This is a genomic window from Olivibacter domesticus (genome assembly GCF_900109575.1).
Classification (GTDB): domain Bacteria; phylum Bacteroidota; class Bacteroidia; order Sphingobacteriales; family Sphingobacteriaceae; genus Olivibacter; species Olivibacter domesticus.
The window spans coordinates 22506-35270 of the sequence record NZ_FOAF01000009.1; the positions used below are offsets into that span (position 1 = coordinate 22506).

The 12765-nt window shown below is 40.8% G+C and carries 15 protein-coding genes; 12 read left to right on the forward strand and 3 right to left on the reverse strand.

The genetic code is table 11. The annotated features are described in order from the left end of the window. Nucleotides 1-37 precede the first annotated feature (37 nt). The 4 genes from BMY50_RS28215 (at nucleotide 38) to BMY50_RS22560 (ending at nucleotide 2083) form a co-directional block, all read left to right on the forward strand. Entirely contained in the window at nucleotides 38-175 is a 138-nt protein-coding gene (locus BMY50_RS28215; RefSeq protein WP_162276655.1) for a hypothetical protein, read from the forward strand. Beyond that, nucleotides 165-644 (forward strand): MauE/DoxX family redox-associated membrane protein, encoded by a 480-nt coding sequence (locus tag BMY50_RS22550; protein ID WP_093329448.1) that lies wholly within the window; start codon nucleotides 165-167, stop codon nucleotides 642-644. The genes BMY50_RS28215 and BMY50_RS22550 overlap by 11 nt, the downstream gene beginning before the upstream one ends. Before the next feature lie 62 nt (nucleotides 645-706). Continuing rightward, nucleotides 707-970 (forward strand): hypothetical protein, encoded by a 264-nt coding sequence (locus BMY50_RS22555; protein WP_139202312.1) that lies wholly within the window; start codon nucleotides 707-709, stop codon nucleotides 968-970. Nucleotides 971-1030: 60 nt separating this feature from the next. Beyond that, on the forward strand, nucleotides 1031-2083 hold the full coding sequence (locus BMY50_RS22560) for a hypothetical protein (RefSeq protein WP_139202313.1): 1053 nt from the start codon (nucleotides 1031-1033) through the stop codon (nucleotides 2081-2083). A 4-nt stretch (nucleotides 2084-2087) separates the two neighbouring features. Here BMY50_RS22560 and BMY50_RS22565 read toward each other — a convergent pair whose 3' ends face one another. Genes BMY50_RS22565 through BMY50_RS22575 form a run of 3 tightly spaced genes read right to left on the reverse strand, consistent with a single transcriptional unit; the run spans nucleotide 2088 to nucleotide 8894 of the window. Next, a complete protein-coding gene (locus BMY50_RS22565) occupies nucleotides 2088-3455 on the reverse strand; it encodes a RagB/SusD family nutrient uptake outer membrane protein (RefSeq protein ID WP_093329454.1) in 1368 nt (455 codons plus the stop codon). Between the two features lie 21 nt (nucleotides 3456-3476). Continuing rightward, nucleotides 3477-6668 carry a SusC/RagA family TonB-linked outer membrane protein gene (locus BMY50_RS22570; protein WP_093329456.1) on the reverse strand — a complete coding sequence of 1064 codons (3192 nt, stop codon included), beginning with the start codon at nucleotides 6666-6668 and terminating at the stop codon, nucleotides 3477-3479. Between the two features lie 30 nt (nucleotides 6669-6698). Continuing rightward, complete coding sequence (locus BMY50_RS22575) at nucleotides 6699-8894, reverse strand: TlpA family protein disulfide reductase (protein WP_162276656.1); 2196 nt, start codon at nucleotides 8892-8894, stop codon at nucleotides 6699-6701. A 389-nt stretch (nucleotides 8895-9283) separates the two neighbouring features. Between BMY50_RS22575 and BMY50_RS27985 the strand changes: the two genes are divergently transcribed. From BMY50_RS27985 to BMY50_RS28220, 8 genes are all read left to right on the forward strand, one after another. Further along, nucleotides 9284-9475, forward strand: a complete 192-nt coding sequence (locus tag BMY50_RS27985; protein WP_139202314.1) for a hypothetical protein — start codon at nucleotides 9284-9286, stop codon at nucleotides 9473-9475. A 106-nt stretch (nucleotides 9476-9581) separates the two neighbouring features. After that, the gene (locus tag BMY50_RS22580) at nucleotides 9582-10166 is read left to right on the forward strand and encodes a hypothetical protein (RefSeq protein WP_093329461.1); all 585 of its coding nucleotides are present in this window, start codon (nucleotides 9582-9584) and stop codon (nucleotides 10164-10166) included. Between the two features lie 101 nt (nucleotides 10167-10267). Further along, nucleotides 10268-10798 carry a hypothetical protein gene (locus BMY50_RS22585; RefSeq protein ID WP_093329463.1) on the forward strand — a complete coding sequence of 177 codons (531 nt, stop codon included), beginning with the start codon at nucleotides 10268-10270 and terminating at the stop codon, nucleotides 10796-10798. Between the two features lie 78 nt (nucleotides 10799-10876). After that, nucleotides 10877-11224: an ORF6N domain-containing protein gene (locus BMY50_RS22590; protein ID WP_093329465.1), complete on the forward strand. Its 348-nt coding sequence runs from the start codon at nucleotides 10877-10879 to the stop codon at nucleotides 11222-11224. Further along, on the forward strand, nucleotides 11211-11789 hold the full coding sequence (locus BMY50_RS22595; RefSeq protein ID WP_238383859.1) for an ORF6N domain-containing protein: 579 nt from the start codon (nucleotides 11211-11213) through the stop codon (nucleotides 11787-11789). Before BMY50_RS22590 ends, BMY50_RS22595 begins: the two co-directional genes overlap by 14 nt. A gap of 203 nt (nucleotides 11790-11992) precedes the next feature. Then, nucleotides 11993-12214, forward strand: coding sequence for a hypothetical protein (locus BMY50_RS22600; protein WP_139202315.1), 222 nt, complete (start codon nucleotides 11993-11995; stop codon nucleotides 12212-12214). A gap of 45 nt (nucleotides 12215-12259) precedes the next feature. Then, nucleotides 12260-12565 (forward strand): antibiotic biosynthesis monooxygenase family protein, encoded by a 306-nt coding sequence (locus tag BMY50_RS22605; protein ID WP_093329471.1) that lies wholly within the window; start codon nucleotides 12260-12262, stop codon nucleotides 12563-12565. Between the two features lie 17 nt (nucleotides 12566-12582). Then, nucleotides 12583-12756, forward strand: coding sequence for a nuclear transport factor 2-like protein (locus tag BMY50_RS28220; protein WP_162276657.1), 174 nt, complete (start codon nucleotides 12583-12585; stop codon nucleotides 12754-12756). The last annotated feature ends 9 nt before the right edge of the window (nucleotides 12757-12765 follow it).

The window sequence follows — 12765 nt, forward strand, 5'->3', positions numbered from 1 at the left end:
ACAGTAGACTTCAACCAACTGACCTAACTTTGAAAATATGGAAACGATAGGTAGAAGTAGCCGCAATGGTGGGCAACAGTTCCATGACCAAGCTGGCTGCCGAAAGAAGAAGGAAAAGCGGGGAACATCGGCAGCCCGCTTAAAAAAAACAAAAAGGAGAAAAAATGAAATTTAGCAAAGAGATCATTTTATGGATAATCAGTATTCTTATCGCCTTGATGTGGGCTGCAGCTGCTTTTGGCAAGTTAAAAGACTTAGAAGATTTTCAGTTTCAGCTTGGCCAATCGCCCTTGCTACAGGATTTTGAAGAAATCCTGACATGGGTAGTGCCTTATGGCGAATTACTCTTAACGGTTGTTCTTATCTATCCTGCTACCAGGTTGTTTGCACTGTACACTTCCGTCTTTTTGCTCTGGCTATTCATTACTTACATCGTGGCATTATTGAGATTCAGTTATGACGTCCCTTGTGCGTGTAGCGGTTTTGCGGAAGGTTTATCATGGAAAGGACATGTGGTATTTAATATCGTATTTATGGTGCTGGCTATTATAGCAATTTTCATACTTGAAGATAAAAAAGGTGGCTTAACAATAAAAGGAGGCCATTCAAAGATATTGTACAATCGGGCAAAAGCCAACCCGTAAAATTGGCTATAATCATTTTTTTCATACTTATTATGAAGAAAATATTTACAACAATTCTGACGTTGGCCGTCCTAGGTGGTGGCTACGTTGGAGCCAAGGCTTTCGAGAAGAAAGCTACGGTACGCCAGGATCAGGCGTGGTATGCTGTGGATAGCATGGGCAATCCATCGAGCACGCATGATCCAATTGAAGAGGCCAATTTTGATGAAAATCAAAACTGTCCAAAAACGTCATCTGTTAACTGTGCGGCATTATTTAGCCAAGACGCTAATGGCCAACCAGAAAATAGAATCAGCGAAATCTTGGAAGGAGAGTTTACTCCTTAATCCTATTTTACGCATAAGCAGGAATATCCGGATATTCCTGCTTACCCAACTACTGCTTATATGATGAAAGCAACAATTATTAAGCGCGGTCTATTGATCTTACTGCTACCACTCATTATCGTTTCGACTTTAGCTATCCGATATCGAATCCGGCATGCTCCCTTAGAAAATTTCACGAGAGTGATATTTAAAGAACCGTTACAACCATTCACGCTTGTTCATACCTCTGCGCAGCGATATGCTGGTGAAGAAAACGGACGTCATTATTTTACAGGCCAGTCTCCTAAATATCTTTTGTCTTACGACAAAGCTTTAACACATCCGAAACGACTGGAATTGAATATTAAACCTACTCGAAAAATGCAATCAAGATTTCATGCAATGGTGCAGCCGGGAAAGGTTACCCTTTTTGCCGGAAACTATCCAGCCGTCATCCAAGTAGACATCCCTGGTTCTCATACAGCTTCTCTAATTAACATAAAAGAGGGCATTTTTAGCAGAATCTGTGCCATTAACGATTCCGTCTTTATTGTACGGGGTTACATGCATAATAGTGGTTTAAACCAATTATTCTATCGATACAATACTTCATCCAAAAAAATAGAAAAACAAGCCCAAACTTTTATTCAAGACGATGCAGGCTTATCCTCCGATGGACTTCTACATTATGATAAGATTCATAAGCAGCTGCTATATATTCAGTTTTATACCAATAAGATTTACGTTTTCAACCCAGATCTAACGATTATAAAAATTGACAGTACCATTAATCCAAACCCAACTACCTCTACCGAATTCTCGCAAGTAGGTACGCAAAGCAAACAAATAAAAAACACGTCCCCCAAGCAAGTTATAAATCGTCGAAGCTGCATTGCCAGGAATATCCTATTCAACCAGTCCGGAATAAAATCTAAAGATGAAAAACTATCCACCTTTAGGGAGAATGCAATTATTGACTGTTATTCATTAGCCGACACCCGTTATATGGGAAGCTTTTATATTCCCTTAAAGGGACAGCAATTATTCGATTTTGGCATTCATGAAGGTACACTTATAGCTGTTTACAGCAAAAGCATTGTATCGTACAAACTGCCTAAAGACTTATATAACTAGGCTATCATCTTGCATTTTGTTGCATACCGGTCATCTCAATAGTTGCTGGGTGAATCAACAATGTATAGCGCGGATCATTTGGCGGTAACTCATATTCTTCGCCGTCTATTCTTCTTGTGAGCTTAATAGCAAATGCCGGATCCAAATTGAGCCGGCGCAAATCACTCCATCTGATACCTCTAAACACCAACTCCTTACGACGTTCCAATAAAATCTGAGCCAGCAATTCTTCTTTAGATTCATACGGCACTTTTTCCATTTTATTATTTTTAAAACGATGTATCAACAAGGTTTTCAATTGTTCTTGCGCTTCGTCAAGCCTACCCCTTCGGGCCAAGCATTCGGCCTTTATCAATAACACCTCAGCTACCGTAATACCGCTAAACGGAACCAATGAGCCCGTATAATGTCCCTTAAAAGAATACGTTCCATCTGCATTCTGCACATAAAAAATAGATTTTCTTACATCATCCTCATGATAAGCATTTATCAGCGTTGCATCCATTTTACACACTCCTACAGAAAACAATGCACCATAATTAGTCAGCGTGCTCCTGAAAATTACCTCATCATTCATATCTGGAATCGGAAATCTAGCGGCCGCATTCAGTTCATTAAAGTCGAGCAATTGATGACTCGCGGAAAGGCACTGCTCGGCATAGTCCATAGCTCGTTCATAATCGTTCATACAAAGAGCTGTGCGCGCCAATAGCGCCCAGGCAGCGGCCTTATTAGGTTGCGTTTTGTATGCCTGCTGTACAGGCAACAGTCCCGTTGCTTTAAGCAAATCATCTAAAATCTGCAGATAGGTCTCTTGCAAATTAGACCTTACGGAAACTTGATTAAAGTCTGCCGACAGCCTAAGTGGTATGCCTAATTCGGTAGAGGCACTTTCCTTTACATACGGCTTTGTATAAAGCTGTGTTAATGTCCAAAAGGCATTAGCTCGAAAAAATAAAGCGGTACCTTTAACATTACCGAAGGCCATACTTTCCTGCACATTCTTATCAAGCTCCTCCAGACCATCCAGCACCACATTTGCATTATAAACCTGTCTATAACTAACAAACCAGTCCTCATCCGAAATTTCTTCCCCATAAATATCCGGTTGCCACGTATAGCCATTTCGCAAGCTTATGGAAGCAGAAAGCACATCCTTCAAATTAACATAATGATCACCACAGAGCACCTCCATCATTCCTTTACGATCTGTACCAAATACAAAAGTTGTATTGTTCAATAAGGCCTCATAATCTGCTAAAGTAGCCGGAACAACCAATGATTTATCCGGCTTCTCCTCCAAAATATCCCTGTTGCAAGAGACTAGTGTGGTTCCGAAAAAGCTGATTAAAATATAGTATGCTATTTTCATGATCTTCAAATTTATTCAGGTTTATAAACTTAGTTTCAAGCCGAAAGCAGCCGTGAATGGTGGACGCAATTCCAGATAATCCGGATCGAGGCCCTTTTTATTGGCCGTCCACAAAAGGCCGAGGTTACTCAGGTACATATAGAAATCGAGCTGTTTTATAAGAGGTTTCCCTCCGAAATTCGGCGTACATGTATAATTCAAGGTTACATCCTGCAGACGGATTAAATCACCCTTTAGCACGTTTATCACAGCAGACTGATAAAAGTCATCCCTGGCGGCATTTGCAGGATACACTAAAGAAGGAACAGAAGTACCTGCTTCATCACCAGGCTGCCGCCAGCGCAAAGCATAATCGCTATGGCCCGGAGCATCTACCCCAGCAAACAGCTGGTTATAATGAATAGTGGGTTTTCTAAAGTAATGGCCAAATTTAAAAGCAAGGTTCATCGACGCAGAAAAGTTGGCATAAGAAAAGGTCTGCCTTAAACTTCCTGCATGAGGTGGCCTTGCCCGTCCCATAAAAATCAATTGATCAAAGGTGGCCGTGCGTGCCAACTGATTATAATCGTTCGAAATTTCACCGCTTGGCAAAAAACCTAAAGGATCGCCCGAAGCCGGGTCCAGGCCGGCCCAGGCGAAACCATAAACGCTAAAAACAGGCATACCCTCTATTGGTGTAATTGCATTGCTCGCTCTACCGATGCTGGCATCTCCGAGGTAGTTGCCAACCAATGTTACCGGCTCCATGTATCGTGTTACCTCATCCACCGCATAGTTGTACAAGAGATTAATACGCCAGTTGAACTTTCCACGGATCGCTTCGGCATTAACCATTATATCAACACCTTGACCTCTGATATTGCCTACATTTCCCTTAAAAGACTTTAAACCTGTTGTGGGGTCGAGCGGTGCAAAACCTATCAGGTCGGCGCCCTTTTTATGATAATACTCTATCGAACCCGAGAGCCTGTGCTGAAAGGCCGCAAAATCAATAGCTGCATTCAGTATGCCCGTTTTTTCCCATCTTAACTCCGGGTTACCGGGATTCGCGATATTAGCATAGCGAAGGCCCGTAATAGAGGCAGCATTGTAATACATGGCCGTGGTGAAAGCCGAAATGGACTTGTCAACGTTACCATTATACCCATAGGTAAGCCGCGCCTTTAAATAAGGCCATTCTCTTTTATAAAAAGGTTCTTCACTTATCAGCCAGCTTAAGCCCGCTGACCAGAGCGGTACACTTTTTTGATTGGCACTTACGCCAAAAAGATTTGACTGATCAATGCGTGCGCTGCCCGAAAACGTATAACGGCCTTGGAAGGTATATGCCGCATTGGAAAAATAAGAAATAGCCGCATCAAACGTACCTCCCATGGAACCTGTATTAGGAATGCGGAGTAAACTGCCATTATGGTAAAGCGGAAAGCGCGTGTTAAAATCCATCTGCTGATTATAAGTCAGAATCTCGCGATCCAGCCCGTACCAACGAACGCTGTTCCGATCTGTTTTCAATGTTCGGTATTCGTAGCCGGCAAGCCCCACCAACTGATGATGATCCCAATCCTTCTGATAATTCAGCTGCCCTCTAAAGGTATGCGAAGCGAGCAGTGCATCCGCCCTATCCATCAAATCCCCGAGCGGTATCGGCCTAGTAACACCACCATCCGTATTAATGGATGAATAGCGGTTTATTAAATTTCGTACATAATAGCTCTCTCCATAACGTAGATCAGTATCGATGTCGTTTGCACGTTGATATTGATATTTAGCTTCCAATGTAAAACCCGGCAAGAATGTATATTTAAGCCCCGTATTAACACGCATGTCTGCCGTATTCGTACCAAGCTCCTGCAAATCACGATCCAAGAGAGGTCGGTATGTCCAGTCCAACAATCCGTTTCCTGTAGCCTGCTGTACGAAAGGAAAACGATAATCCTTAACAATCGGCAAGGGCATACCATTATTATCTGCCAAACGGGCATAAGGTAGCTGTGTCACAGACATTCCCAAGCCGTTGCGTTGTCTTTCTGTATGCGTATAGATCAACCCCAGGTTCAGCTCTAAAGGTTTAGCCACCTGAATATTACTTTCTGCCCTTAGTGTAAGGCGTTCCATGGAATTCCCCACTAGGGCAGCCCGGTTTTTATCGTAGCCTGAAGAAAGATAATAGGTATATCCGGTTCCCCCTCCTCTAAAGTTAAGCGCATATTGTTGGTTCACGGCTGGTTGATATAGGTATTTGCTGTAATCTTTCCGTATATCGTACCCCTCTAAACGATCTAGTTCAGCCTGCAGTTGTTGAGGAGAGATAAGACCATCCCGTTCCGCAATTCTTAATTCTACTCCAGGCGATAGCGGCAATTTATTATTTGAGTTTTCAGTGGCGTTGTAATACCCTTTTTCGAACAGAAAGCCTTCCAGCTCCAAGCGATCTGCTGATGACATCCATGGCAAGCGGTTAAAATCAGGTTTACTAACAACCTGTAAATTCGCGTTCGCCTCCATATTCAACTTTTGTTTATAGCCGCCCTTCTTCGTATTGATTACAATCACGCCATTGCCAGCCCTTACCCCCCAAATGGATGCTGCCGCTGCATCTTTAAGTACGGTGATACTCTCAATGTCATTTGGGTTGATGTTTTCTATATTTCCATCATAAGGAAAATTATCAAGCACAATCAACGGTTGATCATTTGCCATAATCGTGCCCCGACTTCTGATATCGATCTTCACTTCCGAACCACGTCTATCCAACTGTAGCCCCGAAGTAACATCTTCCAAACGGTCAATAACTCCTGTGCTGACACGCCTGTTCAACAGGGTATTATCCACCTGTACAAAAGAGCCTGTGGCACGTTCCTTTGGCAATTGCTGATACCCTGTAGACACCACCACTTCATCCAGTTCCTCACCTGCTCGTTCCAATAGGATATCTAGTGGCAGTTTCAAATCTATTTGTAAACCGATTTGAATGGGTTTGTAACCGACATAGGAGATGAGCAAGCTATCCACATCCGCTGGTAGAGCAAGTTTGAACGCTCCGTTGCTATCTGCATAAACCATTAGGTTAGAACCCATACCTCGTACGGTTGCTCCTTCCAGCGGTTGCTCATGATCACTTCCTTTAACATTACCGTAAATTAATCGATTTTGGGCTCCCACCTTATAATGGAGGCAGCATAAAGAAATTAACACGTATAAAAAACACTTCATTATTATTATAGGTTTAGGTGTGCCGTAGGTTTACTTATCTCGTAAAACAATTACTTCCAGTTTACGCTTTTCACGACTGATGCATAGGCCATATCGATCAAGCGCGTTATTGAGATCTACAATAGAGCTCATTCTACATTCCAGTTCTAGGTCTATCGGCCCGTCCAACCCTGTTTCGTCCAAAATAGGTGGTTGATTCTGCAAATAATAAACCGACAGGTATTGAGGCAGATATCGCCATGACGCATTCTGCAATTTGAAATGGAAAGCATTATGGCTGATGGTTGGTTTACCCGCAGTAGCATGCAAGCTTTTCTGCTCGGTACGCTTCAGTACTAAACATTCCATTTCCTCCTGCTCTATGGAAGCTGTATACGGCAAATATAACTGCAGGTCATTTCGCATCCTTTCAAAAAGCGTTTCCCTGTTCAGCGTACCCACCAATTCGTAACAATAGGTATGTTTGCGCGCCCATTGTTTAAATGGTTCTCCGCGTAAACCTGTTATAACTTCATTGGTGTCTTGCACTGCTAGTCTAAATCGGCTATCGTGCATGAGCGTTACATCCAATTCGCTGAAAGCAATCCGGAACAGCTTGGCTATCGAGATATTGAGTGCATACAGGCGCTTTGTACCAATATTATCGAAATCACGCAATCCGAAACGTGCGGGAAAACCTTCAACATACGAAGTAAGTGTATTATGCACCAAAACAGAACCTTTGTCTACATCGTTTTTACCAGATAGTAGAAAATTATCGAAATCAAATTTTCGATAAACATCTTTTTTTAATCGTAACGAGCCTATTTCTCCCGCTAGCAACGCCTTTATGTTGACTGAATTAACGTCCTCGCCACCCGTTATTGCCTTAACAAAACCTTTTGGGTCTACCCATACATAGTGGGGTATTTCCTTATGTGGAAAGAACTTCAACAAGGGTTTTTCATTCACCAAACTAAAGCCCTTAATAGGCACTCTCTTCTGCATGTTATCCAAAAAAGCAGCAACTGTTGGTTTATCCTGCAAGCTGATGGGTAAAATAGCCAAGTCGTTCGGGAACAAGTTTCGTAGCGAGTCCATTTTCGGAAAAGCTGCTACACAAGGGCTACAATAAGTAGCCCAAAAATCAAGGATAATGAGTTTACCTTTATAATCGTTGAGTGTTACGGTGGTGCTTCCCTCCTGCCCTGCCTTAACCATTTGCAGCGGCAAGTTCCATAAGCCTTCTGGGATGGTATCACCGATATGTAGAGGTTTAATAGAATCTGTAGCGAAAGCCACGCCTGCGGCAGCAGGGTTGCCTACACCCCGCTGCCCGGCGTGAGCCAAACAAACACAGAACAAGATCGTTGCCAGCGAAAAGCTTAAAGCAGATCGCTTTGAAGTGATTGCATTTCGCCCTAGTTTTTTTACACCTCGCCTAAAAAATGATACGCCTCGCCGCCTTTTTTGAACCTCTCGCCTTTTTTTACCTGCATTTCGCCACTTTATTTGCAATAGTGGCACGATCTTTAACGCCACGCCGGTGGCGGCAAGGGTGCCTAATCCCCGCTGCCGGGCATGAGCCAAACAAACACAGAACAAGATCGTTGCCAGCGAAAAGCTTAAAGCAGATCGCTTTGAAGTGATTGCATTTCGCCCTAGTTTTTTTGCACCTCGCCTAAAAAACGATACGTCTCGCCACCTTTTTTGAACCTCTCGCCCGTTTTTACCTGCATTTCGCCACTTTATTTGCAATAGTGGCACGATCTTTAACGCCACGCCTGCGACAGCAGGGTTGCCTACACCCCGCTGTCCGGCGTGAGCCAAACAAACACAGAACAAGATCGTTGCGAGCGAAAAGCTCAAAGCAGGTAGCTTTAAACCAATTGCATTTCGCCCTAGTTTTTTTGCACCTCGCCTAAAAAATGATACGCCTCGCCACCTTATTTGAACCTCTCGCCCGTTTTCGCCTGCCTCTCGTCTTAGTGAAAGCGATACAACTGGGTAGCCACGACCAACTAATGAAGAATTTCTGTCATCCATCATTAATCGCTCATCATTCATCACTAGCGTTGGCCTTCCTGAGATGGCATCAACACGTTCGTCCCTAATTTCTGCAGTTCGTCGAATAGTTTCTGCACATTCCACCGTCGTGTTGGCCTTGTGGAGACATCTCCCCAGCAGTACTTTAAAATAATTTAATTTAGCTTTTGCCCATTGTTGAGAAAAAATGAGCAAAATCATTTTTAATATATATGTTAAAAGGCTATATTTGAGACATAGGAGTCTCCTTAGGCACTTAAACCTCATTTTCTTTTAGATTTAGGTATTGAAAAATTGAATTGAAAAAGAAATAATTATTCCTTTATCTCATTTAAAAATGGGATTCAAATAATAATTAAACTGAGATTTATAGGCTTATGTAGGAGCTGTGATTATGAGTATAATAGGATTTTGAAGTCGGTTTGCATGCGCGCGAGGCAGGTTGCAAACGGGGGTTGCAGGATTTTGGGTGAAGCGGTCTGGGCGGTTTAAAAAACTCGTTTTCATAATTTTTTGGTTATGTAAACGATGTACTCGACGTAGCTTGGAGTTAGGACGAATTGGGTTGATAACCAATAAGGTGAACCGCCATGCTTCTTGCTCTGGAAACCGCTAAGCAACCAGCCATCAGGCCTACGCGAGAGCCCGAATCTTGCACCCAAGAGAGACTTATAGACGGCTCACCCTACTGGCAATATATCGTAAAGATAGTACTTCCAGTAGAAAATGGCGAACCGCAGTCCTCTCGCGTGCAAAGTTTAGCGGTTTTTGAACGAGAGTAACATCGTGTAAGTAGGGAATATACCCCTACCCTACATGTCGCTTTTTAATTAACTAAGACAAAGATAAACAAATAAATACAAAATATAAAAATATTTTCAATAAATAATGAATACAAACGATGTTGTCGAAGAGTTCGTAATAATCTTACAGTATTATATGGATTACTACGGCTTGTACAGTGTTGATATCAAACACTTACTTAAAACTTCAACAGATATTGTAGACGATCTTAAAAAAGCAAAGAATGGCCCCACCTTAAGAAAAGTAGAGTCAATAACTAAACTTTTTGGTTTACGATATTATGAATTTGGAAATCCTGATTTTCCGCTACCGGAAAAAGAAAACCTTCCGACTGCTACTATAGAAAAAATTGACAGGAGAAAGGAAACAGGCCCGCCAGAATCAAGACATTATAACAAGCTTGATTTAAATCAAGCCGTACTCAATGCTTTAAAAGCTTTTGCCGATAAAGAAGAATTTCTTCCTTCAGAAGTTTACGAAAGTCTTCCTGAAGATCTAAAAGAAAAATTAGGTTCTGCCACACGTATAACTGGGCTTTTTTCGGATGAGCTTAAAGGAAATGTCCAAAAAACAGGAAAGAAAGTCGAAAGGAAGGGAGTGGGTCGACGTGAAGAATACTATAAAGTAATTTCACTGAAAAATAGCACAGAAAGCAAAAGTGGTGCTTGACAAAAAAGCTTGGCGAAGTTTTTAAGGAGTTGTATGGGATGAAAGTAAAATAAAAGAAGAATGGTATAAAATAGAATAACCAAGAACATAAACCTAAACTTATGGCAAACGCTAAGAAAAACAATGAGGCTATAATCGTACCTTCTTTAAAGGCGAAGAAAACACCTAATATAAAATATAAATCTGTTATTGAGAACATATCAGACGCAAAACCAGGTTATATTTTTTGGGCTGCGAGAAATTTTAACAAAAACAATAAACATTCTCATTATATGACCTTTTTGTCATCAGCTGATGAAAATCAAACTTATCTCTTTGGAGTAATGTTCACTGCTTCAGTTGTTGCACGTTATAACAATATCCTATTAAAGAAAGAACATTTTAAGCAAGCTCATAGTGACGGATTTAGCTATGATTTCCCCGTGAAACCGACATTATTTGTTCCTAAGAAATTCATAAAGTTTGAGTACTGGAATCCCTTTTATCTTGTGGGGGAATTATCAATCGAAGGATTGAAATTTATCAAGGCAAAGATCGGAGATATGGCTCCAGAAATCTATGAAGAAAATATGAATATAGAATACGAGGAAAATATCGTGACAACAGGGTATAAAATCAGTCGAATAATTTAAGGAGTTATATGGGAGATAATGGTAAATAAAAGAAGATGAAATAAAGTAAAGTAACCAATAAGAATAAACCTAAATAGTATGCCTAACACTAAACCGATAACCGAAAATCTCATTATTCCTGAAGAGGTAGTGATGAATGAGATCTATTATATCCGCGATCAAAAAGTGATGCTGGACAGGGATTTGGCGGAATTGTACGGAGTAGAGACAAAAGTGCTTAAACAAGCAGTCAAAAGAAACATTGATCGATTTCCTAAAGACTTCCATTTTCAGCTTACTACACAACAAAAAAATGAACTGGTCACAAATTGCGACCGGTTTGAGAAGCTAACGCATGCGATCGTGACAGCTAATGCATTAAGGTATCGCAAATTGCGAAACCTTAACCAAAAGAGTTTTAACATCACAAATTGTGATCTCCAATAAAAAAGCAATGGCTAAACAGCAGAAAGAAATAATTGTGCCCGACGGGATATTAGCAGAAAGAATATATCGCCTAAGAGACGAGAACGTCATGTTGGATAGAGATTTGGCAGATTTATATGGGGTCAAAGCAATAAGACTAAGAGAGCAAGTGCGTAGAAACATAGAGAAATTCCCCAGTCATTTCATGTTTCAACTCAATGATGCAGAGGTTGATATCATGGTATCGCAAAATGCGATACCTTCTCGACAGTACTTAGGTGGAGCACTGCCTTACGCATTTACAGAACATGGTGTGCTTATGCTATCCAATGTACTTAAAAGCAACTTGGCAATAAAAATGAGTATTAAGTTAATAGAAATATTCGTGCAGCTTCGAAAGAGTCTTAACACTTATACCGAGCTAAGTCTGGAAATTGAACGGATAAAAAAGAAACTCAATAACCAAGATAAAAATATCGAACTGGTATTTCAATATCTTGATGAATTGGTAGAAAAAAAAGAATCGCCCGCTTCAACGGAAAGAAAACAGATTGGGTATGTACTTGGAAAAGAAAATCAAAATTAAATATAAGAAATACCCTAGCGAAGAGACTTTGAAAATGCTGTAGACGAAGCAACACGGTTTGCGAAAAATGTGTTGTGATCATTTTGCTGACGTCAGCAAAATGATCACAACAAGAGAAAGAAGCAACGTACTGACAGAATGAGTATGATGTATGGTCTGGGGAATAAACTTTTAAAAAATTGTTATCATTAAAAAACTAAGCTATGTTTTCACTCGGAATATTATTGATGTATCTCATATGGATAGGATTTATCGCCATCGTGCTTTACGGTTTATATAAAGTGTTATCTGCGTTACTGGATCGGTACTTAGTAGCCAAACATGATCATACCGCCGCACTTAGAGAACAAAACAAGGTCTTGAAAGAAATCGCTATAGCCATGAAAGAGAATGGTGGTCGTAGTTCTACAACCGATGTGGGTTAATGGAGTTATACGGTTCAGTTGCAAAATAAAAAGAAACCATCATCAATGATACTAGAATCAGCTATATTATATGTAAAGCCTGAACTACAGGAGCAGTTTGAGAAAGATTTCCAAATAGCAGGGCAATATATTAGCTCGATCAACGGATACATCAGGCACTCGCTATCCAAATGTATTGAGCAACCAAATAAGTATCTTCTATTAGTAGAATGGGAAACTTTAGAAGATCACACTATTGGCTTCCGCGAATCGCCGCAATATCTAGAGTGGAAAAAATTGTTGCACCATTACTACGATCCGTTTCCAATAGTGGAACATTATACCAACATAATTTCAAATAATAACAGCTAGCATATAAACCTAAATATATGAACCAAAATCATCCGAATCTAAAATTAATACATGAATTCTTCCGCATCTATGCCAGCAACGAAGTAGAGCAACTAGGTACTGTTTTAGCAGAAGATATCAAATGGCATATTGGTGGTAAACAGCGTAAAAACCCTTCAATGATTCTTCAAGCAAAAACTTTCAGACCGTGATCCGTTAAA